Source organism: Nocardioides maradonensis (assembly GCF_054777115.1).
Window position 1 is genome coordinate 66,796 of record NZ_BAAHAZ010000014.1, and the last position, 26,227, is coordinate 93,022.

At 72.2% G+C, this 26,227-nt stretch carries 30 protein-coding genes; 11 read left to right on the plus strand and 19 right to left on the minus strand.

From position 1 onward, the window contains the following. The first annotated feature begins 53 nt into the window (after window positions 1–53). Entirely contained in the window at window positions 54–1,307 is a 1,254-nt protein-coding gene (locus ACYVAQ_RS16910) for a hypothetical protein (RefSeq protein ID WP_460791580.1), read from the plus strand. After that, a complete protein-coding gene (locus tag ACYVAQ_RS16915) occupies window positions 1,304–2,056 on the plus strand; it encodes a glycosyltransferase family A protein (protein WP_460791581.1) in 753 nt (250 codons plus the stop codon). Before ACYVAQ_RS16910 ends, ACYVAQ_RS16915 begins: the two co-directional genes overlap by 4 nt. Here the strand turns inward: ACYVAQ_RS16915 and ACYVAQ_RS16920 are convergent. Continuing rightward, window positions 2,046–2,786 carry a TetR/AcrR family transcriptional regulator gene (locus ACYVAQ_RS16920; protein WP_460791582.1) on the minus strand — a complete coding sequence of 247 codons (741 nt, stop codon included), beginning with the start codon at window positions 2,784–2,786 and terminating at the stop codon, window positions 2,046–2,048. The two genes, ACYVAQ_RS16915 and ACYVAQ_RS16920, sit on opposite strands and share 11 nt — an antisense overlap. A gap of 89 nt (window positions 2,787–2,875) precedes the next feature. Between ACYVAQ_RS16920 and ACYVAQ_RS16925 the strand changes: the two genes are divergently transcribed. Further along, window positions 2,876–4,312 carry an MFS transporter gene (locus tag ACYVAQ_RS16925; protein WP_460791583.1) on the plus strand — a complete coding sequence of 479 codons (1,437 nt, stop codon included), beginning with the start codon at window positions 2,876–2,878 and terminating at the stop codon, window positions 4,310–4,312. A 178-nt stretch (window positions 4,313–4,490) separates the two neighbouring features. Here ACYVAQ_RS16925 and ACYVAQ_RS16930 read toward each other — a convergent pair whose 3' ends face one another. The 10 genes from ACYVAQ_RS16930 to ACYVAQ_RS16975 form a co-directional block, all read right to left on the minus strand. Beyond that, complete coding sequence (locus tag ACYVAQ_RS16930) at window positions 4,491–4,691, minus strand: hypothetical protein (protein WP_460791584.1); 201 nt, start codon at window positions 4,689–4,691, stop codon at window positions 4,491–4,493. 85 nt (window positions 4,692–4,776) lie between these two features. Beyond that, window positions 4,777–5,631: a bifunctional DNA-formamidopyrimidine glycosylase/DNA-(apurinic or apyrimidinic site) lyase gene (gene mutM, locus ACYVAQ_RS16935; protein WP_460791585.1), complete on the minus strand. Its 855-nt coding sequence runs from the start codon at window positions 5,629–5,631 to the stop codon at window positions 4,777–4,779. Continuing rightward, window positions 5,624–6,337 carry a ribonuclease III gene (gene rnc / locus ACYVAQ_RS16940; RefSeq protein WP_460791586.1) on the minus strand — a complete coding sequence of 238 codons (714 nt, stop codon included), beginning with the start codon at window positions 6,335–6,337 and terminating at the stop codon, window positions 5,624–5,626. The genes mutM and rnc overlap by 8 nt, the downstream gene beginning before the upstream one ends. A 7-nt stretch (window positions 6,338–6,344) precedes the next feature. After that, window positions 6,345–6,530 (minus strand): 50S ribosomal protein L32, encoded by a 186-nt coding sequence (rpmF, locus tag ACYVAQ_RS16945; protein WP_460791587.1) that lies wholly within the window; start codon window positions 6,528–6,530, stop codon window positions 6,345–6,347. Between the two features lie 25 nt (window positions 6,531–6,555). Next, window positions 6,556–7,107, minus strand: coding sequence for a YceD family protein (locus tag ACYVAQ_RS16950; protein ID WP_460791588.1), 552 nt, complete (start codon window positions 7,105–7,107; stop codon window positions 6,556–6,558). Between the two features lie 95 nt (window positions 7,108–7,202). Further along, a complete protein-coding gene (locus ACYVAQ_RS16955; protein ID WP_460791589.1) occupies window positions 7,203–8,357 on the minus strand; it encodes a hypothetical protein in 1,155 nt (384 codons plus the stop codon). Between the two features lie 64 nt (window positions 8,358–8,421). After that, window positions 8,422–8,895, minus strand: a complete 474-nt coding sequence (gene coaD, locus ACYVAQ_RS16960) for a pantetheine-phosphate adenylyltransferase (protein ID WP_460791590.1) — start codon at window positions 8,893–8,895, stop codon at window positions 8,422–8,424. Between the two features lie 4 nt (window positions 8,896–8,899). After that, a complete protein-coding gene (gene rsmD / locus ACYVAQ_RS16965) occupies window positions 8,900–9,484 on the minus strand; it encodes a 16S rRNA (guanine(966)-N(2))-methyltransferase RsmD (protein WP_460791591.1) in 585 nt (194 codons plus the stop codon). Further along, on the minus strand, window positions 9,484–11,721 hold the full coding sequence (locus tag ACYVAQ_RS16970; protein WP_460791592.1) for an ATP-dependent DNA helicase RecG: 2,238 nt from the start codon (window positions 11,719–11,721) through the stop codon (window positions 9,484–9,486). The genes rsmD and ACYVAQ_RS16970 overlap by 1 nt, the downstream gene beginning before the upstream one ends. A gap of 7 nt (window positions 11,722–11,728) precedes the next feature. After that, complete coding sequence (locus ACYVAQ_RS16975) at window positions 11,729–13,396, minus strand: DAK2 domain-containing protein (RefSeq protein WP_460791593.1); 1,668 nt, start codon at window positions 13,394–13,396, stop codon at window positions 11,729–11,731. A gap of 162 nt (window positions 13,397–13,558) precedes the next feature. On the opposite strand from ACYVAQ_RS16975, the gene rpmB reads away from it, so the two are divergent. Then, a complete protein-coding gene (gene rpmB, locus ACYVAQ_RS16980; protein ID WP_460791594.1) occupies window positions 13,559–13,744 on the plus strand; it encodes a 50S ribosomal protein L28 in 186 nt (61 codons plus the stop codon). Window positions 13,745–13,940: 196 nt separating this feature from the next. Here the strand turns inward: rpmB and ACYVAQ_RS16985 are convergent, their stop codons facing one another. Then, window positions 13,941–14,909 (minus strand): thiamine-phosphate kinase, encoded by a 969-nt coding sequence (locus ACYVAQ_RS16985; RefSeq protein ID WP_460791595.1) that lies wholly within the window; start codon window positions 14,907–14,909, stop codon window positions 13,941–13,943. Between the two features lie 105 nt (window positions 14,910–15,014). Between ACYVAQ_RS16985 and ACYVAQ_RS16990 the strand changes: the two genes are divergently transcribed. Beyond that, window positions 15,015–15,251 (plus strand): Lrp/AsnC family transcriptional regulator, encoded by a 237-nt coding sequence (locus tag ACYVAQ_RS16990; RefSeq protein WP_460791596.1) that lies wholly within the window; start codon window positions 15,015–15,017, stop codon window positions 15,249–15,251. 2 nt (window positions 15,252–15,253) lie between these two features. Then, window positions 15,254–15,727: a DUF3515 family protein gene (locus ACYVAQ_RS16995; RefSeq protein ID WP_460791597.1), complete on the plus strand. Its 474-nt coding sequence runs from the start codon at window positions 15,254–15,256 to the stop codon at window positions 15,725–15,727. Here ACYVAQ_RS16995 and ACYVAQ_RS17000 read toward each other — a convergent pair. Continuing rightward, on the minus strand, window positions 15,640–16,578 hold the full coding sequence (locus ACYVAQ_RS17000; protein WP_460791598.1) for a DMT family transporter: 939 nt from the start codon (window positions 16,576–16,578) through the stop codon (window positions 15,640–15,642). The two genes, ACYVAQ_RS16995 and ACYVAQ_RS17000, sit on opposite strands and share 88 nt — an antisense overlap. A gap of 77 nt (window positions 16,579–16,655) precedes the next feature. On the opposite strand from ACYVAQ_RS17000, the gene ACYVAQ_RS17005 reads away from it, so the two are divergent. Then, a complete protein-coding gene (locus ACYVAQ_RS17005; protein WP_460791600.1) occupies window positions 16,656–17,582 on the plus strand; it encodes a LysR family transcriptional regulator in 927 nt (308 codons plus the stop codon). Between the two features lie 13 nt (window positions 17,583–17,595). Here ACYVAQ_RS17005 and ACYVAQ_RS17010 read toward each other — a convergent pair whose 3' ends face one another. Then, window positions 17,596–18,651 (minus strand): D-alanine--D-alanine ligase family protein, encoded by a 1,056-nt coding sequence (locus tag ACYVAQ_RS17010; RefSeq protein ID WP_460791601.1) that lies wholly within the window; start codon window positions 18,649–18,651, stop codon window positions 17,596–17,598. 24 nt (window positions 18,652–18,675) lie between these two features. Between ACYVAQ_RS17010 and ACYVAQ_RS17015 the strand changes: the two genes are divergently transcribed. After that, window positions 18,676–19,737, plus strand: coding sequence for a trans-sulfuration enzyme family protein (locus ACYVAQ_RS17015; protein ID WP_460791603.1), 1,062 nt, complete (start codon window positions 18,676–18,678; stop codon window positions 19,735–19,737). Here the strand turns inward: ACYVAQ_RS17015 and ACYVAQ_RS17020 are convergent. Together ACYVAQ_RS17020 and ACYVAQ_RS17025 are read right to left on the minus strand one after the other, a co-directional pair. Beyond that, window positions 19,734–20,738: an NAD(P)H-dependent glycerol-3-phosphate dehydrogenase gene (locus tag ACYVAQ_RS17020; RefSeq protein WP_460791604.1), complete on the minus strand. Its 1,005-nt coding sequence runs from the start codon at window positions 20,736–20,738 to the stop codon at window positions 19,734–19,736. The genes ACYVAQ_RS17015 and ACYVAQ_RS17020 overlap by 4 nt on opposite strands. Continuing rightward, window positions 20,735–21,478 (minus strand): lysophospholipid acyltransferase family protein, encoded by a 744-nt coding sequence (locus tag ACYVAQ_RS17025; protein ID WP_460791605.1) that lies wholly within the window; start codon window positions 21,476–21,478, stop codon window positions 20,735–20,737. The genes ACYVAQ_RS17020 and ACYVAQ_RS17025 overlap by 4 nt, the downstream gene beginning before the upstream one ends. A 58-nt stretch (window positions 21,479–21,536) precedes the next feature. Between ACYVAQ_RS17025 and cofC the strand changes: the two genes are divergently transcribed. After that, window positions 21,537–22,160, plus strand: a complete 624-nt coding sequence (gene cofC, locus ACYVAQ_RS17030) for a 2-phospho-L-lactate guanylyltransferase (RefSeq protein ID WP_460791606.1) — start codon at window positions 21,537–21,539, stop codon at window positions 22,158–22,160. Window positions 22,161–22,212: 52 nt separating this feature from the next. Here the strand turns inward: cofC and ACYVAQ_RS17035 are convergent, their stop codons facing one another. Next, entirely contained in the window at window positions 22,213–22,872 is a 660-nt protein-coding gene (locus ACYVAQ_RS17035) for an HU family DNA-binding protein (protein WP_460791607.1), read from the minus strand. Between the two features lie 92 nt (window positions 22,873–22,964). Between ACYVAQ_RS17035 and ACYVAQ_RS17040 the strand changes: the two genes are divergently transcribed. Next, window positions 22,965–23,153, plus strand: a complete 189-nt coding sequence (locus tag ACYVAQ_RS17040) for a hypothetical protein (RefSeq protein WP_460791608.1) — start codon at window positions 22,965–22,967, stop codon at window positions 23,151–23,153. Between the two features lie 14 nt (window positions 23,154–23,167). Here ACYVAQ_RS17040 and leuD read toward each other — a convergent pair whose 3' ends face one another. After that, complete coding sequence (gene leuD / locus ACYVAQ_RS17045) at window positions 23,168–23,761, minus strand: 3-isopropylmalate dehydratase small subunit (RefSeq protein ID WP_460791609.1); 594 nt, start codon at window positions 23,759–23,761, stop codon at window positions 23,168–23,170. Between the two features lie 2 nt (window positions 23,762–23,763). Next, a complete protein-coding gene (leuC, locus tag ACYVAQ_RS17050; protein ID WP_460791610.1) occupies window positions 23,764–25,176 on the minus strand; it encodes a 3-isopropylmalate dehydratase large subunit in 1,413 nt (470 codons plus the stop codon). 92 nt (window positions 25,177–25,268) lie between these two features. On the opposite strand from leuC, the gene ACYVAQ_RS17055 reads away from it, so the two are divergent. After that, window positions 25,269–25,991 (plus strand): IclR family transcriptional regulator, encoded by a 723-nt coding sequence (locus tag ACYVAQ_RS17055; protein WP_460791611.1) that lies wholly within the window; start codon window positions 25,269–25,271, stop codon window positions 25,989–25,991. Window positions 25,992–26,227: the final 236 nt, after the last annotated feature.

The following is a 26,227-nucleotide window of genomic DNA, read 5'->3' on the forward strand; positions in this document are numbered from 1 at the left end:
CCTAACCCGGGATCCGTCCGTGGCCCTTCCGACACGTCACTACGCTTCGGATCATGGTGTGGGAGGCAGCGGGCCGCAGGTTGCGCCGCGGCAGCAGGAGCGAGCCCGTCCCGGAGCTCGTGGAGGACCTCGAGAGCGGCACGCGGTACGGCGAGGACGTCGACGCCTGGGTCGCCCGCGCCGAGGCACTCGCCACGGAGGACGACGACGACCACCGCCTCGTGCGCGAGCACCTGGACCTGCACCACCACGGCCTGCAGGCGGGCCTCCCCGACCTCGAGACGTACGGCGACCCGGTGGCCGCGTTCCTGGCCGCTGGCGCGTCCGCGAAGGCGGCGCCGGAGCCCGGGTTCTCGATGGCGCACTACCTCGAGCGGCACCCGGAGCGACGTGACGGCGGTAGGTCGCCGTACGTCGCCTGGCTGCGCGAGGGCCGTGCGGCGGGCGAGATCGCCGACCCGGCCGACAGCATCGAGGCGCTCGCCCCCGTGCTCGGCCTCACCCCGCAGGAGGTCGCCGAGGAGATCGCGACGCTGCGCGAGGACATGACCGAGCGGCTGCGCACCGGCACGCTCGGCGCGATGCTGGCCCGGGCGGCCGAGCTCGAGCCACTCATCGACGAGGTCTGGCCGGCGACCACCCGGGTGCACCAGATTCCGTTCCGCAACGAGTACGTGGGCCGCGCCGCGGCCGCGATCCACGCCGCGCACGACGATGCCGGACTGCGCCCGGCGCGCCTGGTGCTCGTCGTCGGGCGGGCGAAGGGCGCGGCGGCCCGGCGGGCGGCGTACCTCACCACCACGCTGGCGCCGTACGTCGACCCCGACCAGGTGCTGCTGCTCTACACCGACCGCTCCGGCCTCGCCCGGGAGGGGCTGCACCCGGCGGGCGTGCGCGAGGTCGACCTCGCCCACCACCTGCGCAACGTCGGGCCGAAGATGGCCGAGGAGGCGTTCGTCGGCCTGCTCCGCTCGCTGCGCGCCGAGGCGGTCGTCGGCGCCGACTCCGAGCTGATGCTGCGCTGCCTGGAGCCCTACGGTCGCCCGCTCGCCGCGTCGGAGCGGATGTTCCTCTCCCTCGGCGTCGCCGACGACACCTCGGAGGGCTGGTCCGTCGGGGCGGGCGCGCGCTGGCTCTACCCCGCCTTCGACCACCTCGCCGGCGTGATGACGGGCACCCCGGGCCTGCGCGACGACCTGATCGCGCACTACCTGATCGGCCCCGAGGACGCCGAGGCCATCCGGACGCCGAAGGACCTCTCCGCCGAGGACCTGCTGGCCTGGATCCTCCCCGGGAGCGCCCGATGACCGACCTGTCCCTGATCGTCACCGCGCACGCGGAGAGCCTCGTCGCCGGACCCACGATGCGGTCCGCCGAGCTGGCCGTCGCCGAGGCGCGCCGGCACGGCCACACCGTGCAGCTGCTCATCGTCCTCGACCGCGCCACCCCGCGGGCCGACCGCTACTTCCGCCAGCCCCGGTTCGCCGAATGGGAGAAGCTCACCGTCGACGTAGGTGACCAGGGGCGCGCCCGCAACGCCGCGATCGCCCGGGCCGAGGGCGACTTCGTCGCGTTCCTGGACGCCGACGACCTGTTCAGCGAGAACTGGCTGGCCGAGGCGCTGGCGGTCGTGAAGGCCGGCGCTCAGGACGGCGAGCGGCTGGTCGCGAGCCCCGAGCTGGAGATCGTCTTCGACCGCAACATCGCGGTCAACCGCAACCTCGAGCAGGACTCCAAGCTGTTCACGCCGTACTTCCTGTACCTGCGCGGCTACTACGACGCGCTGTGCGTCTCGCCCCGCCAGGCGCACCTGGACGTGCCGTACGCCAGCCGCGACATCCCGGGCGGGTTCGCGCTCGAGGACCTGCAGTTCTCGATCGAGACGATGGCGCGCGGCTACCGGCACGTGATCGTGCGCGACACGATCATCTTCAAGCGGCGCCGTCTCGGCTCCATGGTCACCCAGCGTCACCAGCGACGCGCGACGATCCGCTCCCTGCCCGAGATGGCCATCGACCGGGTGCGCGCCCTCCCGTCCGGTCGGGTCAGCCCCTAGCCATCCGCTCGGAGACCACCTCGAGGCCCGCGATGAGGACGTCGAGGCCGAACTCGAAGCGCTCGTCGCCCGTGCCGCTGGTCAGCGCGTCGGCGTACGTCGAGAGCATGGGGAACCGTGCCGGCGGCAGCTCGGCGAAGACGCGCTGGACCTCGGCGACGACCGCGTGCTCGTCCAGCTCGACACCGGACGCCGCGGCCACCCGGGCGCGCTGCGCCCAGATGCTCTCCTCGGCCGCGATCCCGCTGACGTAGAGGGCGCTCAGGTCGCAGAACCAGGCCGCCGCCTGCGGTCCGATACCCCCGGCCAGCAGCACCGCCATCGACGCCTCGGCCACCGTCAGGCCACCCTCACCGGTCGGGATCGCCGCCAGCGCCGCGCGGGCCGACCCCGGGTGGGCGCGGTACGCCGCCAGGGTGTCGCGCAGCAGCTGCTTGGTCTGCTCGCGCCACCGCTCGGGATCGGGTTCCGGCAGCGGCACCAAGGAGGCGATCCGGTCGATCACGAGCTGGTCGAGCTCGTCCTTGTTCGCCACGTGCGCGTACATCGAGGCGGGGCCGGTGCCGAGGGCCCGGGCGATCGAGCGCATCGAGACCGCGTCGTACCCGTCCTCGGCCATCTGCGCGAGCGCGGTGTCGACGATCCGCTCGCGGCTCAGCCGCTCCTTGGGCGGCTCAGGAGTCGTCACCCGGATGTTCACGGGCCCTGCCCGCCACTGCCGTTCCGCCATGACCCCACCCTACCAGTTGACACGAACGCCGTTCGTGAGTAGAACAGTGTTCGTTCAAAACGAACACTGTTCCAGAAAGGAGCCGACGCGTGAGTACCGCTGACGCCCTCCCCCGCACCACCACCATCACCGAGGCGGCCTACCGCCACCGCTGGTTCGTGATGGCGGTGGTGATCATCGCCGACGTCATGGACCTGATCGACGGCACCATCGCCCAGCTCGCCGGCCCCTCCATCCGCAAGGACATCGGCGGCTCGGACACCACCCTGCAGTGGATCCTGGCGGCGTACACGCTGGCGTTCGCTGTCGGCCTGATCACCTCGGCCCGGGTCGGCGACATCGTCGGCCGCCGGCCCATGTTCATCATCGGGATGACCGGCTTCGCGCTGTCGTCGCTGGCGTGCGGTCTTGCCCCCGACCCGACCTCGCTCATCGTGTTCCGGGCGCTGCAGGGCCTGTTCGGCGCCACGATGATCCCGCAGGGCTTCGCCATGGTGAAGCAGTCCTTCCCCGAGGACGAGCTGCAGAAGGCGTTCATCCCGTTCGGCCCGATCATGGGCCTCTCGGCGGTGCTCGGACCGATCCTGGCGGGCTTCCTCATCCACGCCGACATCGCCGGCACCGGCTGGCGCGCGATCTTCCTGATCAACGTCCCCATCGGCCTGGTCGGCGGGTTCATCGCGTGGCGGTTCCTGCCCGACGTCCCGAGGACGGAGGGCGCACGGCTCGACCCGCTCGGCTCGCTCCTCGTCACCGTCGCCTGCGGCGGCCTGATCTACGCCCTGGTCCAGGGCCGCGACCTGGGCTGGCCGACCTGGCTGTACGGCGTCATCGTCGCCTCGATCGTGCTCTTCGGGATCTTCGCGTGGAGCGAGCGACGCACCGACCACCCGGTCATCGAGCCGTCCCTCTTCGGCCACCGCGGCTACCTCGCGGGCCTGGTCTTCCTGGGCACGTTCTTCGTGTCGATGGTCGGCTTCGGGCTGGTGGGCAACCTGTTCCTTCAGTACGGCCTGGGCTACTCGGCGCAGCACGCCGCGATCGCGCAGACGCCGTACGCCGTCGGCCTGTCCTTCGCGGCCGCGCTCTCCGGTGCGCTGCTCGGCCCCAAGCTGGGCCGGCACGTGCTGCACATCGGCCTGGCGATCACCATCGTCGCGATGATCTGGTTCGCGCTCCTGGTGCCCGGCCTGGGCTTCGGCGCCAGCGCCTGGCACCTGACCGGACCGTTCCTGGTCGCCGGGTTCGGGAGCGGCCTGATCTTCGCGCCGTTGTTCGACATCGTGCTCGCCGACCTCGGCGACACCGAGGTCGGGTCGGGCTCGGGGCTGCTCAACGCGGTGCAGCAGTTCGCCGGCGCGCTCGGCGTGGCGGTGCTCGGCACGGTGCTCTTCCACCTGCTGCCGCAGCACGGCTGGGAGACCGCGACCAGCCGGGTGCTGTGGGTGACCGTCGCCCTCTACGGCGTGGCGTTCCTCGCGGCGTTCCTGCTGCCGATGAAGCCACGGGGGGAGCCGGCACACTGACCGCCGCCCTCATCCGGGCATGACGAAACGACCGCGGGATCTGATCCCGCGGTCGTTGTCATCTCAAGCCAGCCGATGGCCGGCAGCGTGGCGCTGCGCGACTGAGGCTGGGTTCACACCGGAGCGTCAGCGACGGGGTGAACCCAGCGATGGAGCACGAGCAGCGACGCGCTCGGCCCTATGCCAATTGCATGCTCGCTGCCGGGTCGGCGGTGAGGATGTCTGCCGCGTGCGCGGCCATGAGGCGGTCGTTCTCCTCGGAGAGGCGGAGAACGAGGGACTCCAACTCGGCAACCCGGTTGCGCAGTCGAGCATTGTCGACCGCGAGTCGCGGGTCGCGGAGGTCGCTGTTCAGGTGACCGATCAGCGCCTTTGCCATGAAGTGACCTTCCGGTTCGCGATGGGGGATGGTCCGACAGGACCGTCTACCAGAGTCCCACTCCACGAGGCCCGGGTCAAATGCGTCACACCACGCGCGGGCGGCGCGGGGCGGGCTGGCAGCGCGGGCAGAAGTAGGAGGAGCGGTTCATGAAGGCGATCCGCCGCATCGGCGTACCGCACCGACGGCAGGGCTCGTCCTCGCGGCCGTAGGCGTTGAGCGAGCGCTCGAAGTAGCCGGACTGCCCGTTCACGTTGACGTAGAGGGCGTCGAAGGAGGTGCCGCCCTGCGCCAGCGCCTCGGTCATCACGTCGCGGACGTGCCCGAGCAGCTCGGCCCCCTGGGCCCGGGTGAGCCGATCGCCGGGGCGCTCCCCGTGCAGCCGAGCCCGCCACAGCGCCTCGTCGGCGTAGATGTTGCCGACGCCGGAGACCAGCGTCTGGTCGAGCAGCAGCCGCTTCACCCCGGAGGTGCGCCGGCGCAGCCGCGCCACGAACGCGGCGTCGTCGAACGCGGGGTCGAGCGGGTCGCGGGCGATGTGCGCGATCTCGTGGGGCAGCTCCGCTCCCCCGACGGCGACGCTGAGCCCGCCGAACATGCGCTGGTCGACGAACCGCAGCTGGGGCCCGGCGTCCAAGGAGAAGCGGACGCGCAGGTGCCTCTCGTCCGGTACTCCGGCGGGCTGGACGAGCATCTGACCGCTCATCCCGAGGTGGGCCAGGATGGCGTTGCCGTCATCGAGCGGGAGCCAGAGGTACTTGCCCCGGCGGCGCGCGGCCTCGACCCGGCGGCCGGTCAGGTCGGCGGCGAACCCGGAGGCACCGGTGGCGTGCCGGCGGACGGGTCGGTCGTGGAGCACGTCGACGTGCGCGATGGTCGAGCCGACGACGTGCCGCTCGAGGCCGCGCCGGACGACCTCGACCTCGGGGAGCTCAGGCAATGCCGTCGGAGGAGAAGCTGGCGGAGATCTCGCCGTACGCCGTCTGCGCGGCGCCCTGCTCGGCCTCCTTCTTGGACCGGCCGTGGCCGTTGCCGTAGAGCTTGCCGGCGACGCGCACCTGCGCGGTGAAGGTCTTGAGGTGGTCGGGGCCGTCGTCCTCGATGACGTACTCCGGTACGCCGAGGGCGTGCTCGGCGGCGAGCTCCTGGAGGGACGTCTTCCAGTCCAGGCCGGCGCCGAGCTGCGACGCCGCCTCGATGAGCGGGTCGAACAGCCGGTGGACCACCGCGGAGGAGACCTCGATGCCACCGCTGAGGTGGACGGCGCCGATCACGGCCTCGACGGTGTCGGAGAGGATCGACGCCTTCTGCCGGCCGCCGGTGGTCTCCTCACCGCGGCCGAGCTTGATGTGGGGGCCGAGGTCGAGCTGCTTCGCGACCTCGGCGAGCGCGCGGGCGTTGACGACCGCGGCCCGCAGCTTCGCCAGCCTGCCCTCGGGCAGGTCGGGGTGGGTGCGGTAGAGCGTCTCGGTCACGACGACGCCCAGCACCGAGTCCCCGAGGAACTCGAGCCGCTCGTTGGTCGGCAGCCCGCCGTTCTCGTAGGCGTAGGACCGGTGCGTCAGGGCGCGGTCGAGCAGCTCGGGGTCCAGGACTGGATCCCCGAGCGCGCGACGCAGCTCGTCGTAGATTCCGCTTCCCGGCAAGGGAGGGTCAGAGAACCTGACGACGCTCGGCGCGAGCGCCGTACTGACCGCAGGTGCCGCAGGCACGGTGCGGGAGGTGCTTGGCGCCACAGGCCGGGTTCGCGCAGGTCACCAGCGTGGGGGCAACGGCCTTCCACGCCGAGCGACGGTGCCGCGTGTTGCTGCGCGACATCTTCCGCTTCGGAACAGCCACTGTCTTCTCCCTTGGTTCTTGGTCTTCAGTCCTGGTCGGTCAGGCCCTGGAGGGCCGACCACCGCGGGTCGATCGCCGCCTCGTGTGCGTGGTCCGGGTCATCGGCCAGGCGCACCCCGCACTCGGGGCACAACCCGGGACAGTCCGGTTGGCACAGCGGCTGGAACGGCAGTGCGAGCACCACCGCATCCCGCAGCACGGGCTCCAGGTCGAGCAGGTCGTCCTGGAGCACCCGGACATCCTCGTCCTCGTCGGCCCCGCGGAGGTGGTCACGGGAGTCGTCGTAGACGTACAGCTCCTGGAAGCTCACCGCGATCTCGTCGTGGATCCCCTCCAGGCAGCGCACGCACTCGCCCTCCAGGTCGGCCTGAGCCTCACCGGTGACGAGCACGCCCTCCATGACTGCCTCGAGACGCAGGTCGAGGTCGACCGGCGCGCCTTCGGGAACAGCAAGGACTTCGATGCCCAGATCAGCTGGAGCCGGCACTGTCCGTGACACTTGGGTCTGTGACCCCGGGCGGCGTCCGAGCTCGCGTGTATCGAGCACGAGCGGCGCTCTCGGGTCCAGGGGGTTCAAGGGTTCACTTCCAGGTCCGGGCACAGCAGATCGGCTCAATGTTAGTGGCGGCGCCGACGGGCGGCCAAATCAGGGATCCGGCGGCCCGCATCGGATCAGCTGGTGACCCGCCGCTCCCCCAAGGGTACGACGGGCCCGACCTCGTGGCCGGCGCTCCAGGACCGCAGCACGTGCTGGCGGTGGGTGCGCGGGTCGTACGTCGCCAGCACCTGTCGCGGCACGTCGGTGGTGTCGCAGCTGGCGGTGTCGAGGACGACCGGGCGCGACCCGAGGGTCCCGACCAGGTCGACCTCGCCGCGGACCCCGCGGACCCGGTTCACCTGCAGCGTGCCCTCGGCCGCCTGGCGGGTGAACCAGGACCAGCCGCACGGACCGGCCTCCTGGACGAAGGTGCCGCGCGGCGTGACCCGGGCGTCGATGTCGCCGTAGAACCGGTCGTCGGCCGGGTGCGGCCGCGTGACCGCGGTCAGGGTGCCGACCGCCGGGTCCAGGCGGAAGAGGGTGCCGCCGGCGAAGTCCTCGCCCGTCGTGCACCCCAGCAGCACGGAGGTGGCGTCGTAGGAGCGGACCGGGCGGCAGTCCCGCCCGCCGGTCGCGATCACGTGGTCCAACGCGCCGGTGCGGCCGTCGAAGAGCCGCAGAGCGTGCCGGCTGCCCGTCGTCGGCACCAGCACGTCGCCGTCGGCGGACAGCCACACGGCCGACGTACGCACCCAGGTGCGGGCCGTGACGGTGCCGTCCCAGCTCGTGCGGGCCAGCTGGTCGTGGTAGCCGACGGCGGACTGCCGGATCTCGAGCACGCCGCTGCCGTCCGGCTCCAGCAGCGCCCCGAGCAGGCGGCTGACGGCGGGCAGGCGGTGGGTCGTGCGGCCGGTGGCCGTGTCGACGGTGGAGAGGCGGGTACGCGCGCCGCCGAACTCCTGGACCAGGGCCACGCGGCCGTCGCCGGACTGGTCGAGCAGCTGCAGGGCGCCGTCGCCGGTGTGCGGGTCGGGGTGCGCCGTGCGCACGACCGTCTGGCTGCCATCAGGGTGCACGACGACGAGGCGCTGCAGGCCTTGGAGGTAGCCGCTGCCGTCGCTCGCCGGCGTGAGGGTGGAGACGACGGCGAGGAAGCCGCTCGGGGCGGCGGGAACGACCTGGGCGGCCTCGGCGACCGGTGCAGCACCACCGGGGTGGACGAACGGCACGGCCGCGAGCGCGGCGCCGAGGAGGGCGGTGACGGCGATGGACGGGCGGCGGAACCTCATGGCGATCTCCTCGGGGTGGTGGCTCACCCCGTGCGATGCGCGCCGGCGCCGATCGGTTGCAGGGTCAGCCGAGACGCTTCGTGAGGCGGGCGAGGACCGCATCCGGCACCAGACCCGAGACGTCGCCGCCGAGCGAGGCGACCTCCTTGACCAGGCTCGAGGAGACGTACCCGAGGCTCGCCGTGGTCGGCACGAAGACCGTCTCCACACCGGTGAGGTGGGAGTTCATCTGCGCCATGGGCAGCTCGTACTCGTAGTCGTTGCCGCCCCGCAGGCCCTTGACGATGGCCTGGGCCCCCACCTCGCGGCAGAAGTCCACGATCAGGCCCGTGAAGCCCATGACGGAGACGTTCGGGAGGTCCGCGCAGGCCTCGCGCAGCATCTCCATCCGCTCCTCGGGGTCGAACATCCTGCTCTTGGAGATGTTCGTGCCCGTCGCGACGATCAGCTCGTCGAAGAGGCCCGAGGCCCTGCGGAAGATGTCGACGTGGCCGTTGGTGACCGGGTCGAAGGAGCCGGGGCACACCGCGCGCGTCATGGGATCAGGCTAGTGGTGCGGCGAACCAGAGGTTCGTCTCGCCGTACTTCTTCATGCCGCGCTTGCCGCTGAGAGCTTGCAGGCCGGTGGGCCAGGTGGGCTCGGGGCTGCGCCGGGACCGCTCGACCACGACGAGGGCGTCCTCGGCGAGCCAGCCGTGCTCGACGAGCAGCCGCAGGTCGATCGCCAGGTCGTCCTCGGTCAGGGGGTACGGCGGGTCGAGGAACACGAGGTCGGCCGTCACCCGGGCGGGCTGGGCCAGGAATCGGGCGACCGGCTGGTTGGCCACCTCCACCGCGGCGCCGGTCGTGCCGAGCGAGCGGGCGTTGCGCTGGACGAGCTGGGCGGTGGCTCGGTCGGACTCCACGGCGACCACGCGGGACGCGCCCCGGGACGCCGCCTCGAGCCCGATCGCGCCCGATCCGGCGTACAGGTCGAGGACGGTGATGCGGCTGAGGCTGCCCTCGAACCAGGCCTCCAAGGTCGAGAACAGCGCCTCGCGCACCCGGTCGCTGGTGGGCCGCGTGGCATCGCCCTTGGGGGTCTCGATCCGGCGCCCGCCCGCGGATCCTCCGATGATCCGGGTCATCAGCTCTTGTCCACGAAGTCGGCCTGCTGGGAGCGCTCGAGCTCGTCGACCCGCTCGGCGAGGAGCGGCGCGCCGGCGAGGTCCGGGTCGGTGTCGAGCAGGGACTCGGCTGCCCTGCGGGCCGCGACGATGGTGTCCTCGTCGCGGAGGACGCGGAGGTTCTCCAGGCTCGAGCGCCGGCCGGACTGGGAGGCGCCGAGCACGTCTCCCTCACGACGCATCTCCAGGTCGACCCGGCTCAGGAAGAAGCCGTCCGTCGTGGAGGCGACCGCGTCGAGCCGGCCGCGCGCGTCACTCAGTGCCTCCGACTGGGTGACCAGGAGGCAGAGCCCGGGGAGCCCGCCACGACCGACGCGGCCGCGCAGCTGGTGCAGCTGGGAGACGCCGAACCGGTCGGCGTCGAGGATCACCATCGTGGTCGCGTTGGCGACGTCGACGCCGACCTCGATGACGGTCGTGGAGATGAGCACGTCGACCTCGCCGGCGGCGAAGGCCCGCATGGTGGCGTCCTTCTCGTCGGTCGGCATCCGGCCATGCAGCTTGGCGAGCCGCAACCCGGCCAGCGGGCCCTCCTGCAGCCGCGGGAAGAGGTCCTCGACGGTCGCGGGCTGGGCCGGCCGCGGGATCTCGTTGCCGTCCTCGTCGTACTGGACCTCGTCGACCCAGCCCTCGTCGGCCTGCTCGGCGGAGATGCGCGGGCACACGACGTAGACCTGGTGCCCCTTCTCGACCTCCTCGCGGATCCGTGCCCAGACCCGGTCGAGCCAGGCCGGCTGGTCCGCGAGGGGTACGACGGTGGACTGGATCGGCGCGCGGCCGGCCGGCAGCTCGCGGAGGGTCGAGACCTCGAGGTCGCCGAACACGGTCATGGCGACCGTCCGCGGGATCGGCGTCGCCGTCATCACCAGCACGTGCGGCGGGTTCTCGGCCTTCTCGGTCAGCGCCGCGCGCTGCTCCACGCCGAAGCGGTGCTGCTCGTCGACCACGACCAGGCCGAGGTCGTGGAACATCACCTGGTCGGTGAGCAGGGCGTGCGTGCCGATGACGATGCCCGCGTCGCCGCTCACGATCCGGGAGAGGACCGGTGTGCGCTGGGACTTGGTCATCGAGCCGGTGAGCAGCTCGACCTGGGTGCCGACGCCGGACCCGAGCAGGGTGCCGCCCTCGGCGAGCTCGCCGAGCATGGCCACGATCGAGCGGTGGTGCTGCTGGGCGAGCACCTCGGTGGGCGCCAGCAGGGCGGCCTGGCCGCCGGAGTCGACGACCCGGAGCATCGCGCGGAGGGCCACGAGCGTCTTGCCGGAGCCGACCTCACCCTGCAGCAGGCGGTTCATCGGGTGCGGCTGGGCCAGGTCGCGCTCGACCTGCTCCCCCACCTCGCGCTGGCCCTCGGTCAGCGTGAACGGGAGGGTCTTGTCGAAGGCCGCGAGCAGGCCGTCGCCACCGGTCCGCGGGGTCGCGCCCAGGGCCCGCAGCGCCCGGCGCCGGCGGCCGAGCAGCACCTGCGTGACCAGCGCCTCCTCGAACCGGAACCGGTGGTGGGCCCGCCCGATCTGCGGGCGCTCCTCGGGCATGTGGACCCACCGGTAGGCGTCGTGGATCGGCAGGACGTCGTACGCCTCGCGGATCTGCTCGGGCAGCACCTCGGGGATCTCGTCGACGACGGTGAGCGCGAAGCGCACGGCGCGGGCGAGGTCCCAGGTCTCGACGCCCTTGGTGAGCGGGTAGATCGGGAACAGCGGGCCGATCTCGTCGGGCTGGAAGGTCTCGCCGTCGGGCTCCTCGGAGTCGGCGAGGCCGAAGATCGTCATCTGCGGGTTGGTCAGCTGCCACTGGTCGCGGAACTGCTCGGCCTTGCCGAGGAAGACGCCGCGGTTGCCCTCGGCGACCCGCCGCGAGTGCCAGCCCGCGGTGCCCTTGTTCTTGGCGAAGAAGGTCATCTTCAGGCGCGGGCCGTCGGTGCGCAGGATCGCCTCGACGCGGTACGCCGGGCGGCCGGTGCGCCGGTCGGTGTAGGTCTTGATCTCGCACCGGTCGATCTCGCCGACCACGCAGAGCATCTGGCCGACCTGGAGGTCCTCGATCTTGGTGAGCGAGCCGGTCTCCAGGTAGCGCCGCGGGAAGTGCCGGAGCAGGTCGCCCACGGTGCGCAGGCCGAGACCCTTCTCGATCCTGGCGCGCTTGGCCGGCGTGGTCGCGCCGAGGACCGCGGTGAGGGAGGAGTCGAGGTCGATCATCCGAGGCTCATTCGACGGACAGCAGGAGCGGGTAGCGCTCCTGGCCTCCCGCGTAGACGACGGCATCGATGCCGGGGTGGTGCTCCTCGGCCCAGCTGGCGAGCGCCTCGGCGAGCGCGGGGTCGGCGGGGTCGGAGCCGCTGACGATCGTCACCAGCTCGCCACCGGCGGCCATCAGCCGGCCGAGGACCTCCTCGGCCACCGAGCGCAGGTCCTGACCGACGACGGCGAAGTCGCCGGCGACCACGCCGAGGATGTCGCCGACCTCGCACGGGCCGGCGGAGGTGAAGGCCTGCCGGGCCGCGACGGTGACCGCGCCGTGGCGGACGTGGCGCGCGGTCGCGGTCATCTCGGTGACGTCCTGGTCGAAGCCGCGGCTCGGCTCGTGGACCGCGACCGCGGCGAGCCCCTGCACCTGTGCGTGCGTCGGGATGACCGCCACCCGGATGCCGTGGTGGTCGGCCTCGGCGGTGGTCGCCGCCGCCTGCGCGGCACGGATGGTGTTCTCGTCGTTGGGCAGCACGATGACCTCGCTCGCACCACACGCCAGGATCGCCTCGAGCAGCTCGCCGGTCGAGGGGCGGCGCTCGGGACCGCCCTTGACGACGACCGCGCCGGCCTCGGCGAACAGGTCGGCCAAGCCCTCACCGGCGGCCACGGCGACCACGGAGCGGCCGGTCTGCCGCGTGGGCTCGGGCTGCTGGGCGCTGATCTGGTCGGCGAAGTGGGTCACCCGGATCCGGTGCGGCCGGCCGACGCCGAGCCCGGCCTCGATGGCGGCACCGACGTCGTCGGTGTGGACGTGGACGTTCCACAGGCTGTCGCCGCCGACGACCACGACCGAGTCGCCGATCCGGCGCAGGGTGGTGCGCAGGTCCGGGGCGACGTCGTCGGGGGCGTCGAGCAGGAACATCACCTCGTACGACGGACCGTCGGCGCTGAGGTCGCCGGTGATCGGCGCCGGGTGCGCGGGGGTGGGTGCCGCAGCGGTCTTGCGGGCGAGCGGCTTCGTGATCGCGATCGGGCGCCTGCCGGTGATGGCGGTCTCGGCCGCGTCGAGGATCACGCAGATCCCCCGGCCGCCCGCGTCGATCACGCCCGCACGGGCGAGCGCCTCGAGCTGCTCGGTCGTGTGACCGAGCGCCTCGCGCGCGGCGGCGGCCGCGGCGGTGAACACGTCGCGGGTACGCCGGGTGGGGTCCTTCGCCTCGAGCTCGGCCGCCTCCGCGGCGGCCCGCAGGACGGTGAGCATGGTGCCCTCGACGGGCTCGCCGACGGCGGCATAGCTCGCGGTCACGGCCCGGCTCAGGGCGTCGGCCATCACGGCGGCGTACCGCTCGTCGGGGGTGGTCGCCGCGATCCGGCGTACCAGCGCACCGATCATCTCGCTCAGGATCACGCCCGAGTTGCCGCGGGCGCCCAGCAGCGTGCCACGGGCGAGCGCGGCGAGGGTCTCCGCCCTGCTGCCGCCCGTCGCCTCGCGGACGGCGTCGCGGCCGGAGCTGATGGTGAGGTACATGTTCGTGCCGGTGTCGCCGTCCGGCACCGGGTAGACGTTGAGCTGGTCGATCTCCTCGCGGGCCGCGGCCAGGGCGTCGGTCGCGATGTCGACGAAGCGCAGCACCGTCTCGGTCTCGATGCCACCACTCGTCGGTGCCGTCGCCTGCTCGTCCATCGTCGGTAACCCTAGTGGCGGTACCGACAGTGCCCCGCGATTTCCTCGGGCGGCGTCTCCTCGGCTACGCTCTTCCGGTTGTCCGAGAGTGCTGCTGCCCACCCGTGGGCCGACTCGTCGGACGCGACGACTTGATCATCCAGCTTTCTCCTAGGAGTCCCCGTGGCCGCCGTGTGCGACATCTGCGACAAGAAGCCGTCCTTCGGCAACAACCGGCCGTGGTCGCGCAAGATCACCAAGCGCCGCTTCGACCCGAACATCCAGCGCGTGCGCGCCGTCGTCAACGGCACCCCGAAGCGCCTGAACGTCTGCACCGGCTGCCTGAAGGCCGGCAAGGTCAGCCGCTGACCTCCTGCTTCCTGCTGAGGCCGTCACCCCGCGTGGGTGGCGGCCTCGGTCATTTTGGCCGGGTAGCGGCACCACTGCGCACGCTCGCGCTGTAACACGTTGTTGCGCGGCCTAGGTGCACCGAGCTGCGCTGTAGTACGACGAGATCTCGTCGTACTACAGCGTCGAGCAGCGTGTTACAGCACGCCAGGGCGCCTCAGAAGTGGACCCACCCCGTCGGCCCGTCGTACGCCGCCCCGTCGACCGTGACCGCGGGCCCGTCGGCGGCCGGCGGCCCCACCGAGCCGATGACGGTCCACCCGGCCGGCACCGCGCCGGCGTCGGGGAAGGTGGCGAGCAGCGCGTGGTCCTCGCCGCCGCCGAGGATGTAGGTGATCGGGTCGGCGCCGATGGCCTGCCCGACGGCGACGAGCGGCTCGGGGATCTCGAAGGCGCCCGTGCGGATGTCGATCGACACCCCGGAGGCCCGGGCGACGTGGGCCGCGTCGGCCAGCAGCCCGTCGGAGATGTCGATCATCGAGGTCGCGCCGGCCGCGGCGGCGACCGGGCCCTCGGCGTACGGCGGCTCCGGGCGCCGGTAGGCCTCCACGAGGACCCGTGGCGAGCGGAAGCCCCGGCCCAGCACCGCGAGGCCGCCGGCGGCCCAGCCCTGGCGTCCTGCGAGCGCCACGACGTCGCCCTCCCGTGCGCCGCCGCGCAGCACCGGCGCCACCGAGCACTCGCCGATGACGGTCACGGCGATGGTGATCCTGTCGGCCGACGTGACGTCGCCGCCGACGACACCCGCACCCACCGACGCGGCCTCCTCGGCGAACCCGCGGACGAAGTCGAGCGCCCAGCTCGCCGGCAGGTCGGCCGGCGCCGCGAGGCCGATCGTCAGCCACTGCGGGCGACCGCCCATCGCGGCGATGTCGGCCAGGTTCTGCGCGGCCGCGCGGTGACCGACGTCGGTCGCCTCCGCCCAGTCGCGGCGGAAGTGACGACCCTCGACGAGCAGGTCCGTCGACACCACGACGTGGCCCTTGCGGACCCGGAGCAGGGCGGCGTCGTCCCCGGGGCCGACCACCACGTCCTCCCCCGGCGCTGTCGCCGCGACGATCGCCGCCACCTGGTCGATCAGACCGAACTCACCGAGGTCCGCCAGGGTCGCTGCAGGAGAAGCCATGGGGCCATCCCACCAGATCGAACCGCGGACCCGGATTTGGCCCAAACGTCCCGTAGCGGAGTAGTTTGCTGAGGTCCGGATACCGACGCAGTCAGGAGCGCTCCCATGGTGGTGCAGGCCTACATCCTCATCCAGACCGACGTCGGCAAGGCGGCCGAGGTCGCGAAGGCCGTCGGCCAGATCAACGGCGTCACGCTCGCCGAGGACGTCACCGGACCGTACGACGTGATCGTCCGCGCCGAGGCGCGCACGGTCGACGAGCTGGGTGCCCTGGTGGTCTCGAAGGTGCAGACCCTCGACGGCATCACCCGGACCCTCACCTGCCCGGTCGTCCACATCTGATCTTGCGCCGCTCGCTCATCGCGGCGGGCGCGCTCCTGCTCGCGCCGGCCCTGGCCGGCTGCGGGCCCTCGCCGGCCGCGGTGCCGCACCCGACCGGTGCCGATGCCACCGCGTGCGCGGCCTTCATGGCGGCGCTCCCCCAGCGGCTCGCCGACCAGCCGCTCGCCTCGCGGGCGAGCGACGGCCCGCAGGCGTCGTACGGTGACCCGGCGATCGTGGTGTCGTGCGGTGTCGGCGTGCCCGAGGGGTTCGGGATCGGCGCCGAGTGCCAGGTGGCGAACGGCGTGGGCTGGTACCTCCCGTCCGCGCAGTACGACGACCAGTCGCTCGACGCGACCGTCACGGCCGCGGGCTACGAGCCGCGCGTGGAGGTCGACGTGCCGGCCCGCTACCGCCCGGCCGCCGTCGCGGCGGTGATGTCGGAGCTGGCGGGCGCGGTGAAGCGCAGCTTCCGCAAGACGACCGGCTGCGTCTGACCCTGCCACTGCACCAGCACCACCGCGGCGAGGACGAGCGCGCCGCCGAGGACCTGGGCGGTGGTGAGCTGCTCGCCGAACACGACCGCGGCGGCCACGACGGTCACGACCGGCTCGACGATCGACAGCAGCGACGCCACGGTCGGGCCCACCCGGGTGAGACCGGCGAAGAACAGCAGGATGGCGGCGACCGTGCTGACGAGCGCGAGGGCCGTCAGGCCGCCCCACCCCTGGACGCCGACCCGGCCGAGCGCCAGGTCGCCCCGCAGCACGCCGACGAGCGTCCAGGTCAGGAAGGCGCCGGTGCACACCATCGCGGTGAGCGGCAGCGGCGGAGCACCGCCCACGACCCGGTCGCCGATGAGGATGTAGCAGGTGTAGACGCCGGCCGCGCCGAGCGCCAGCCCGGCACCGATCGGGTCGAAGGCACCCGCCGCGGCGCCGCCCAGGACGAGCGCGATGCCCGCCGACGCCGTGACGAGGGCGGCGAGGCGACGGCGCGAGGCGCGCTCCCGGCCGATGAACAGGGCCGCCAGCATCACCAGCACCGGATACACCGAGTACGCCAGGGCGACCTGGGAGGCGGGCACGCGGGAGACGGCGGCGAGGTAGAGGCCGGCCTGGGCGGCGTACCCGACCGCGCCCATCGCGAGCCCGATGGCGACCGTACGACGGCCGAGGCGTCGCAGCGTGCCGGTCGCCAGCGCGACGGCGACGAGCACGAGGGCCGCGAGCCCGAAGCGGACGACCAGCAGGCTCCCCACGGTCGCGCCATCGGCGTACGAGAGCTTGGCGAAGATCGCCATCAGGCCGAAGGCGAAGGCGGAGGAGAGGCAGTACGTCGGTCCCACAGCTCCATGGTCGGCCACGCCAACTGTTCAGGTCCATCGCGAAATATGCCGGTCTGTTGTTCAGCTATTCTGAACAGATGCTGGACCTGCACCGCCTCCGCCTGCTGCGCGAGGTGCACCTGCGCGGCACGATCCACGCGACCGCCGCCGCGCTCGGCTACTCCCCCAGCGCCGTGTCGCAGCAGCTGACCGTGCTGGAGCGTGAGGTCGGCGCCCCGCTGCTGGAGCGGGTGGGCCGCAACGTCCGGCTCACCCCGCCCGCGCTGCTGCTCGCGGCGCGCGCCGACGACCTGCTGTCGGCCGTCGAGGCCGCGGAGGCGGAGGTCGCGGCCGTGGTGGCCGGGCGCCTCGCGGGCACCGTGCGGATCGCCGCCTTCCAGTCGGCCATGATCCGGGTCGTCGCGCCGGCCATCCAGGCCCTCGCCGACAGCCACCCCGACATCCGGGTCGAGGTCACCGAGGCCGAGGTGGAGCAGTCCGTGCCCGCGCTGCGGCTGCAGCACCTCGACGTCGTCGTGGGTGACGAGTACGAGGACCAGCCGCGTCCGGTCCACGAGGACCTGCGCCGGATGACGCTGCTGCACGAGCAGATCCGGCTCGTGCTGCCCGCTGACCACCCCGCGGCGGCCTCGGGCCGGCCCGTGTCCCTGCGCGCGTTGGCCGACCTGCCCTGGGCGGCCTGCCAGCCCGGCACCGGCCACCACCGGATGACCCTGCGCGCCTGCCGCCAGCTCGGCGGCTTCGAGCCCGACCTGCGCGCCACGTCCGACGACTTCCTGATCCTGCTCGAGCTCGCCCGCACGACCGGCTCAGCCACGCTGCTGCCCGACCTGGTCCACGCGCACGAGGCGCCCGGCGTCGTGGTGCGCGACCTGCGCGACCTGCGCGGGGGCGGCATCGGGCGCGAGGTCTACCTGCTCACCCGGCGCAGCTCGCCGCCGACGGTCGATGCGGTCGCCGAGGCGCTGCGGGTCGCGGCCGCCCGCGACAGCGCTGCGCGCTGACCGGTACGACGCCTCAGCGCAGGCCGGTGTCGCGCTGCAGGGCCAGCTGGATCAGGCGGTCCACCAGGTCGGCGTACGAGAGGCCGCTGTGGGCCCACATCATCGGGAACATCGACAGCGGCGTGAACCCGGGCATCGTGTTCAGCTCGTTGATGACGAGCGAGCCGTCGGGCAGGTGGAAGAAGTCCACGCGGGCCAGGCCCTCGCAGCCCATCGCGCGGAACGCGCGGGTCGACATCTCCCGGATCTGCTCGATGGTGACGTCCGGCAGCTGGGCGGGTACGTCGAGCTCGGTGTGCTCCTCGGCGTTGTACTTGGCCTCGAAGTCGTAGAACTCGTGCTCGCTGCTGATCCGGATCTCGGCGGGCAGCGTGCTGTCGACGCCGCCATCGAGGGAGCCGAGCACGCCGCACTCGACCTCGCGCGCGCCCTCCGCCGACACCTCGACGAGCACCTTCGGGTCGTGGACGAGCGCGGCCTTGATGGCCGTGCCGAGCTCGCCGACGTCCTTGGCCTTGGCGATGCCGATGCTGGAGCCGCCGCGCGCCGGCTTCACGAACAGCGGGAAGCCCAGTGCGGCGATCCGCTCGGTGGCGGCGACCTCGTCGGCGTCCCAGTCACGTGCGGTCACGACCGCACCGGGCATCACCGGCAGCCCGGCGTCCTCGAGCACGATCTTCATGAACGCCTTGTCCATGCACAGCGCGGAGGCGAGCACGCCGGAACCGACGTACCGCACGTCGCTCATCTCGAGCAGGCCCTGGATGGTGCCGTCCTCGCCCCACGGGCCGTGCAGCAGCGGGAAGACCACGTCGAAGCCGGACAGGTCGCGCGGGATCTCCTCGCGGCTGCCGTCGACCGAGGGCAGCGAGCCGTCGGCGCCGAAGCCGAAGCGGTCCGGCTCGTCGGCCTCGAGCACCCAGCGGCCCTCGGCGGTGATGCCGACGGGGATGACGTCGTACTTCTCGCGGTCGACGGCCTTGAGCACGCTGCCGGCGGTGACGCAGGAGATGGCGTGCTCGGTGGAGCGGCCGCCGAAGACGAGGGCGACGCGGATGCGCTGGCTCATTGGCCTGACCCTACCGTTGGTCGCATGCATCCCAGCACCGTGGCAGTCACCGCCGGCCGACCCGCACACGTCCCCGACGCCCCGCTGAACCCGCCGATCACGATGGCGTCGACGTACGTCGCGACGGGTGACCTGGAGTACGGCCGCTACGGCAACCCGACCTGGACGGCCTTCGAGGAGGCGCTCGGCGCGCTCGAGGGCGGGCGGACCCTGGCGTTCTCGTCCGGCATGGCGGCCGCGTCGATGCTCATCGACCTGGTCGGTGCGGGCTCCAGCGTCGTCGCGCCCCGCCACGCCTACCAGGGCTGCCTGGTGGCGCTGGCCGACGCCGAGTCGCGGGGTCGGCTGAAGACCCACCTGGTCGACATCGCCGACACCGACGCGGTGATCGCCACGCTCAAGGAGGACGAGGACGTCGCGATCCTGTGGATCGAGTCGCCGACCAACCCCGCCCTGGAGGTCGCCGACATCGCGGAGCTCTCGGCCGCGGCGCACGAGCTCGGCATCCTCGTCGTCGTCGACAACACCTTCGCCACTCCCCTGCGGCAGAGGCCGCTCGAGCTCGGGGCGGACATCGTGCTGCACTCGGCCACGAAGTACATCGCAGGCCACAGCGACGTGAACCTCGGCACGCTGACGATCAGGGACGACGAGACGTACGCCGCCGTCAAGGCCCGGCGCGACCTGACCGGTGCCACCCCGGGCCCGTTCGAGACCTGGCTGGCGCTGCGCGGCCTGCGGACGCTGCACGTGCGGCTGGACCGGGCCGAGGCCAACGCCGTCGAGCTCGCGCGGCGGCTGGCCGACCACCCGGCGGTCGACGAGGTGCGCTACCCGGGCTTCGGGGCGATCGTGGCGCCGGTCCTGGCGTCGCCGGACGCGGCGGACTTCGTCGTACGGGCGACCTCGCTGTGGGTCCACGCGACCTCGCTCGGCGGCGTGGAGTCGACGTTCGAGCGTCGGCGGCGGTGGAAGTCGGAGTCGGCGACCATCCCCGAGGGCCTGGTCCGGATGTCGGTCGGCATCGAGGACGTCGAGGACCTCTGGGAGGACCTGCGCCAGGCGCTGGACCGGGCCGTGTCCTAACGCAGCTCGGGCTTGGTGTCGCGGTTGATGAAGGCCTCCATCAGCTGGGAGGTCGTCATCCGACCGCCGACCACCTCGTCGACCGCACTCGCGATCGGGGTGTCGACGCCGGTCTTCTCGGCGAGGGCGCGGATGGAGGAGCACGACTTCGCGCCCTCGGCGACCTGGCGGGTCGAGGCGTAGATGTCCTCGACGCTCATGCCCTGGCCCATCTTCTCGCCGAAGGTGCGGTTGCGGGACAGCGGCGAGGAGCAGGTGGCGACCAGGTCGCCGAGGCCGGCGAGGCCCATCAGGGTGAGCGGGTTGGCACCCAGGCTCATGGCGAGACGCGCGGTCTCGGCGAGGCCGCGGGTGATCAGCGAGGCCGTGGTGTTGTCGCCGAAGCCCATGCCGACGGCCATCCCGACGCAGAGCGCCACGACGTTCTTGTAGGCGCCGCCGAGCTCGCAGCCGAGCACGTCGACGCTGGTGTAGGGCCGGAACGCCGGCGCGTGGCACCGGTTCTGCAGCATCGTGGCGACCTCTTCGTCGGTGCACGCGATCACCGAGGCGGCGGGCTCGCGGCGGGCGATCTCGCGGGCCAGGTTCGGCCCGCTGACGACGGCGATCCGGTTGCTCGGCACGTCCGCGACCTCGGCCACGACCTCGGACATCCGGCGCTGGGTGCCGAGCTCGACGCCCTTCATGAGCGAGACGAAGACGGCGTCGTCGGCGACGTACGGCATGAAGGCGGGGAGGTTGTCGCGCAGCGACTGGGAGGGGACGGCGAGCACGACCACGTCGGCTCCGGCGAGCGCCTGCTCGGGGTCGCTCGTCGAGGTGATCGTCCGCGGGAGCTCGATGCCCGAGAGGTACTCGACGTTCTCGTGGCGCTCGTTGATGTCGGCCGCGACCTCGTCACGACGGGCCCAGATGGTGACGTCGTTGCCGGCGTCGGCGAGGACGATGGAGAAGGCGGTGCCCCACGAGCCAGCACCGAGGACGGCGACCTTGCCGCTCACCGGTCGGCCTTCTTGAAGCGGTCGCCGTCGACGGCCATGTCCCAGCGGTGGGCCGGCGCCTTCTCGCCGCGGATCTGTTCGAGCTCGGCCGTGATGGCGGCCATGATCCGCTCGGTCGCCTCCGCGACCACCTCGGGCGCCTGCTCCTTCACGGCCAGGTCGCTGAGGTCCACGGGCTCGCCGATGCTCTGCACCAGCCGCTTGCGCGGCGGCATCAGGTGCGGCCTGGTCGTGTACGGCGCCAGCAGGTCCTGCGCGCCCCACTGACCGACCGGGATCACCGGACACCCCGTCTCCAGCGCGATGCGCGCCGCGCCGGACTTGCCCTTCATCGGCCACAGGTCGGGGTCACGGGTGATCGTCGCCTCGGGGTAGACCACGATCGCCTTGCCGTCCCGCACCGCTTGCACGGCGGCCGTGAACGCCTGCGACCCACCGGACTCCCGCTCGACCGGGATCTGCTCCGCGCCGTCGAGGATGAGCCGCAGCCACTTGTTGTCCCAGAGCCCCGCCTTCGCGAGGTAGCGCGGCAGGCGCCCGTAGTCGTAGACGATCAGAGCGGCCGTCACCGGGTCGATGTGGGAGAGGTGGTTCATCGCGATGACGAACCCGCCCGACTCCGGGATCCGCTCCGGGTTGAGCCAGGTGCGCTTGGTCGTCGCCCACATGAACGGCTTGACGATGAAGCACGCCAGCCAGAAGACCCAGCCGCGCTTCTCCTGCATCCTGCGCACCGTCACGGGTGCAGGCTACCGGTCCCGCGGCCCGCGTCCGGTGCGTGCCTGGGACGATGTCGTCATGTCCTTCGGCGATGGCGGGTTCGTGGCACTCGTCCCGGTGAAGCCGCCCGCGATCGGGAAGTCGCGTCTGGACGGCGTCGCCGACCGGGCCGCGCTGGCGCGGGCGATCGCGATCGACACGATCTGCGCGGCCCGCGACGCGTCCGCGGTCGCACGAGTGCTGGTGATCACCGACGACACCGCCTTCGGCGAGGAGGTGCGCGCGCTGGGCGTGGAGCTCTGCACCGACCCCGGCGGTGGGCTGAATGCCGCGCTGCGCGCGGGTTCTGGGCTCGCTCGTCGCTCGTGGCCGTCGCTGCGACCGGTCGCCCTGCTCGCCGATCTGCCCGCACTGACGCCGGCCCTGCTCGACGCCGCGCTCGCAGCGGTGGGGCGCGGGCCGGCGTACTGCAGCGATGCGGAGGGGACGGGGACGACCCTCTACACGGCGGCGTACGACGAGTTCGATCCGCGCTTCGGCGTCGGGTCGGCGGCGGCGCACCGGGATGCCGGCGGCGTACCGATCGACGGTGGGTTGGCCGGGCTGCGTCGCGATGTCGACGATGCCGAGAGCCTCGCTGCGGCGCGGGTCCTGGGCCTGGGGCCGGTCACGTCGGCGCTGCTGGAGTCGGTCCCGAGATGACGGACGGGCCGCCCCAGGGGCGGCCCGTCGTCGTGAAGGTGTGGAGGAGCGGTCAGGCCTTCTTGGCCGGAGCCTTCTTCGCGGGAGCCTTCTTGGCCGGAGCCTTCTTGGCGGCCGGGGCCTTCTTGGCCGGAGCGGCCTTCTTCGCAGCCGGGGCCTTCTTGGCCGGAGCGGCCTTCTTCGCAGCCGGGGCCTTCTTCGCGGGAGCGGCCTTCTTCGCAGCCGGGGCCTTCTTGGCCGGAGCGGCCTTCTTCGCCGGGGCTGCCGCCTTCTTGGCAACCGTGGTCGCCGCCTTCTTGGCGGGGGCGGCCTTCTTCGCGGCGGTGGATGCGGCCTTCTTGGCCGGGGCGGCGGTCTTGGCCGGGGCGGCGGCGACCGTCTTCTTCGCAGCAGCGGCGGCCTTCTTGGCCGGCTTCGGCAGCGGCGGGAGCTTCTTGGCGCCCGAGATGACGTTCTTGAGGTCCGCACCGGCGGTGAACTTCGGGACGGCCTTCTTCTTGGTCTTGATCTGCTCACCGGTCTGCGGGTTGCGGACCAGGCGCGGGTTGCGCACGAGCTTCTCGAAGGAGCCGAAGCCGGTGATCGCGACCTTCTCGCCCTTCGCGACCTGACGCGTGATCGTGTCGAGCACGGCGTCGAGAGCGTTCGCTGCGGCCTTACGGTTGCCGTCGAAGCGCTCGGCGAGCGCGTCGATCAACTGAGACTTGTTCACTGCTTGTCCTTCCGCCAGAACGACGGGGTCGCCGTTCCTGGTCGTTGCGACGGGCCCACGCCCGACGTCCTTGCGGCTGACGCTAGGCACAGATGACCGTGGTCACAATCACCACGCCGGGGAAATCCCCGGTTTTTTCACGGATTTCGGCGCTTCTCGGCCGCTTCTCAGGCGATGCACGCACCGTGCGGGGCGAATCCGATTCGGCCGCGCAGCGTCGTACGGAAATGCCATCGGGGGTCTCGGCGATGCCGAAACCCCCGGTGGAATGGGACTTCTGAGTGTTGCCCGACGCTCAGGCGTGCTGGGTGACGGGCTTCCAGCTCGGCCGGTTCTGCTCGTACGCCGCGATGTCGGCCTCGTTGCCGAGGGTGATGCCGATGTCGTCGAGCCCGTTGAGCAGCCGGTAGCGCGTGTAGTCGTCGATCTGGAACTCCGCGGTGAGGTCACCGGCGGTGACGGTGCGCGCCTCGAGGTCGACGGTGACCTGCGTGGTGGGGTCGGCCTCGATGAGCTCCCACAGCTTCTCGATGACGTCCTGGTCGACGGGCACCGACAGCAGCCCGGCCTTGCCGGAGTTGCCACGGAAGATGTCGGCGAAGCGGCTCGACAGCACGACCTTGAAGCCGTAGTCCATCAGCGCCCAGACCGCGTGCTCGCGCGACGAGCCGGTGCCGAAGTCGGGGCCGGCCACGAGGATGCTGACGCCCTGGTACTCCGGCTTGTTCGCCACGAACTCCGGGTCGTTGCGCCAGGCGGCGAACAGTCCGTCCTCGAAGCCGGTGCGCGTCACGCGCTTGAGGTAGACCGCCGGGATGATCTGGTCGGTGTCGACGTTGCTGCGACGCAGCGGCAGGGCCGTGCCGGTGTGGCTCGTGAACTTCTCCATGATCAGGCCTCCACGGTCTGCAGGTCGGCGGGCGAGGACAGGGTGCCGCGGACGGCGGTCGCGGCAGCGACGGGCACGGACACCAGGTGGGTGCGGCCACCCTTGCCCTGCCGGCCCTCGAAGTTGCGGTTGGACGTGCTGGCGCTGCGCTCCTGCGGAGCGAGGGTGTCGGGGTTCATGCCCAGGCACATGGAACAGCCCGCGCCGCGCCACTCCGCACCGGCCTCGATGAAGACCTTGTCGAGGCCCTCCTCGATCGCCTGGTTGCGCACGCGCACCGAGCCGGGCACGACGAGCAGCCGGGTGCCCTCGGCGACCTTGTGGCCCTTGATGATCTCCGCCGCCAGGCGGAGGTCCTCGATCCGGCCGTTGGTGCAGGAGCCGACGAAGACCGTGTCGACCTTGACCTCGCGCATCGGCTGGCCCGCGGTCAGCCCCATGTACTCCAGGGCCTTCTCCGTGGCGAGCTTGTCGGACGGGTCCGCGAAGTCGTCGGGGCTCGGGACGTTGGCGCCCAGCGGCACGCCTTGGCCCGGGTTGGTGCCCCAGGTGACGAACGGCGTCACGTCGGACGCGTCGATCACGATCTCCTTGTCGAAGGTCGCGTCGGCGTCGGTCGTCAGCGTCTTCCAGTGCGCGACGGCGGCGTCCCACTCGGCGCCCTTCGGCGCCTCGGGCTTGCCCTCGATGTAGTCGAAGGTGGTCTGGTCGGGCGCGATCATGCCGGCCTTCGCGCCCCACTCGATCGACATGTTGCAGACGGTCATCCGGCCCTCCATCGAGAGCTTCTCGATAGCCTCGCCGCGGTACTCGACGATGTAGCCCTGGCCGCCGCCGGTGCCGGTCTGCGCGATCAGGTAGAGGATCAGGTCCTTCGCGGTGACACCCTCGGGCAACGCGCCGTTGACCGTGACCGCCATCGTCTTCGGCTTGGCCTGCGGCAGGGTCTGCGTGGCGAGCACGTGCTCGACCTCGCTGGTGCCGATGCCGAACGCGATCGCACCGAAGGCACCGTGGGTGCTGGTGTGCGAGTCACCGCAGACGATCGTCATGCCGGGCTGGGTCAGGCCCAGCTGCGGGCCGACGACGTGCACGATGCCCTGCTCGACGTCGCCGAGCGGGTGCAGCCGTACGCCGAACTCCTCGGCGTTCTTGCGCAGCGTGTCGACCTGGGTCTTGCTCACCGGGTCGGCGATCGGCTTGTCCCAGTCCAGCGTGGGGACGTTGTGGTCCTCGGTGGCCAGGGTCAGGTCGGGCCGACGTACCTTGCGACCGGCGAGACGCAGGCCGTCGAACGCCTGCGGGCTGGTCACCTCGTGGATGAGGTGAAGGTCGATGTAGAGCAGGTCCGGCTCTCCGTCGACCGATCGGACGACGTGCTCGTCCCACACCTTCTCCGCCAGGGTCCTACCCATGACACCCTCCTGAATCGCTCTCAGCGCCCGGTCTGGGCACTGATCAGAGCCTAGACCTTGCATCCCAACTTCTGAGACGGCAGTATTGCCATATGGACAACTCGAGCGGCGTCGGCGTACTCGACAAGGCGGCCCTGGTGCTCACCGCACTGGAGTCGGGCCCCGCGACCCTGGCGGGCCTGGTGGCCGGCACGGGTCTGGCACGGCCGACCGCGCACCGCCTGGCGGTGGCGCTCGAGCACCACCGCCTCGTGGCGCGCGACATGCAGGGCCGGTTCGTGCTGGGCCCGCGTCTCGCCGAGCTGTCCGCCGCCGCCGGCGAGGACCGGCTGCTGGCCACCGCCGGCCCGGTGCTCGCGCGGTTGCGCGACATCACCGGCGAGTCCGCACAGCTGTGGCGGCGGCAGGGCGACGCGCGCGTCTGCGTCGCGGCCGCAGAGCGCCCCTCCGGCCTGCGCGACACGATCCCGGTCGGCTCGCAGCTCACCATGCGCGCGGGCTCCGCCGCGCAGGTGCTGCTCGCGTGGGACGACCCCGAGCGCATCCACCGCGGCCTGCAGAACGCCGCGTTCTCCGCGGCCGAGCTCTCCGCGATCCGCCGTCGTGGCTGGGCGCAGTCGGTCGGCGAGCGGGAGCAGGGCGTGGCCTCGGTCTCCGCCCCGATCCGCTCCCCCGGCGGCAAGGTCATCGCCGCGGTGTCGGTGTCGGGCCCTCTGGAGCGGCTCTCCCGCCAGCCGGGCCGGATGCACGCGCCTGCGGTGCTGGCGGCCGCGGAGCGGCTCTCGGAGTCGCTGCGCCGCGCCGCGGCGGAGTAGCCGAAACCAGGGTTTGTCACCGGCGAGACGCGGGTTTGTCACCGGCGAGATGTCAGCAAACCCGGTTCTCGGCGTGATCGCGCTCCCCACGAGCGTCTTGCCGCCAGGAGAAGGCGGGAAGTACGCAACTCGACTGCGCGCGCGGCAGCGCGGCGCCGCCGGCGCCGGTTGCGAGGTGCGCGGCATGAGGCGACGTAGGGAGCGAGGAACGAGCGACCGGAGGAGCCGAAGGACGC

Coding starts and splice junctions, on each gene's coding strand:
- leuD (WP_460791609.1), bottom strand. CDS start 23,761: ATGGAGAAGTTCACGAGCCACACCGGCACGGCCCTGCCGCTGCGTCGC.
- ACYVAQ_RS16930 (WP_460791584.1), bottom strand. CDS start 4,691: ATGGCAAAGGCGCTGATCGGTCACCTGAACAGCGACCTCCGCGACCCG.
- ACYVAQ_RS16975 (WP_460791593.1), bottom strand. CDS start 13,396: ATGGACGAGCAGGCGACGGCACCGACGAGTGGTGGCATCGAGACCGAG.
- ACYVAQ_RS16910 (WP_460791580.1), top strand. CDS start 54: ATGGTGTGGGAGGCAGCGGGCCGCAGGTTGCGCCGCGGCAGCAGGAGC.
- ACYVAQ_RS16970 (WP_460791592.1), bottom strand. CDS start 11,721: ATGATCGACCTCGACTCCTCCCTCACCGCGGTCCTCGGCGCGACCACG.
- ACYVAQ_RS17040 (WP_460791608.1), top strand. CDS start 22,965: ATGACCGTGGTCACAATCACCACGCCGGGGAAATCCCCGGTTTTTTCA.
- ACYVAQ_RS17015 (WP_460791603.1), top strand. CDS start 18,676: ATGCATCCCAGCACCGTGGCAGTCACCGCCGGCCGACCCGCACACGTC.
- ACYVAQ_RS16985 (WP_460791595.1), bottom strand. CDS start 14,909: ATGGCTTCTCCTGCAGCGACCCTGGCGGACCTCGGTGAGTTCGGTCTG.
- ACYVAQ_RS17010 (WP_460791601.1), bottom strand. CDS start 18,651: ATGAGCCAGCGCATCCGCGTCGCCCTCGTCTTCGGCGGCCGCTCCACC.
- ACYVAQ_RS17055 (WP_460791611.1), top strand. CDS start 25,269: ATGGACAACTCGAGCGGCGTCGGCGTACTCGACAAGGCGGCCCTGGTG.
- cofC (WP_460791606.1), top strand. CDS start 21,537: ATGTCCTTCGGCGATGGCGGGTTCGTGGCACTCGTCCCGGTGAAGCCG.
- ACYVAQ_RS16955 (WP_460791589.1), bottom strand. CDS start 8,357: ATGAGGTTCCGCCGCCCGTCCATCGCCGTCACCGCCCTCCTCGGCGCC.
- ACYVAQ_RS16990 (WP_460791596.1), top strand. CDS start 15,015: ATGGTGGTGCAGGCCTACATCCTCATCCAGACCGACGTCGGCAAGGCG.
- ACYVAQ_RS16915 (WP_460791581.1), top strand. CDS start 1,304: ATGACCGACCTGTCCCTGATCGTCACCGCGCACGCGGAGAGCCTCGTC.
- ACYVAQ_RS17005 (WP_460791600.1), top strand. CDS start 16,656: ATGCTGGACCTGCACCGCCTCCGCCTGCTGCGCGAGGTGCACCTGCGC.
- coaD (WP_460791590.1), bottom strand. CDS start 8,895: ATGACGCGCGCGGTGTGCCCCGGCTCCTTCGACCCGGTCACCAACGGC.
- ACYVAQ_RS16920 (WP_460791582.1), bottom strand. CDS start 2,786: ATGGCGGAACGGCAGTGGCGGGCAGGGCCCGTGAACATCCGGGTGACG.
- leuC (WP_460791610.1), bottom strand. CDS start 25,176: ATGGGTAGGACCCTGGCGGAGAAGGTGTGGGACGAGCACGTCGTCCGA.
- rsmD (WP_460791591.1), bottom strand. CDS start 9,484: ATGACCCGGATCATCGGAGGATCCGCGGGCGGGCGCCGGATCGAGACC.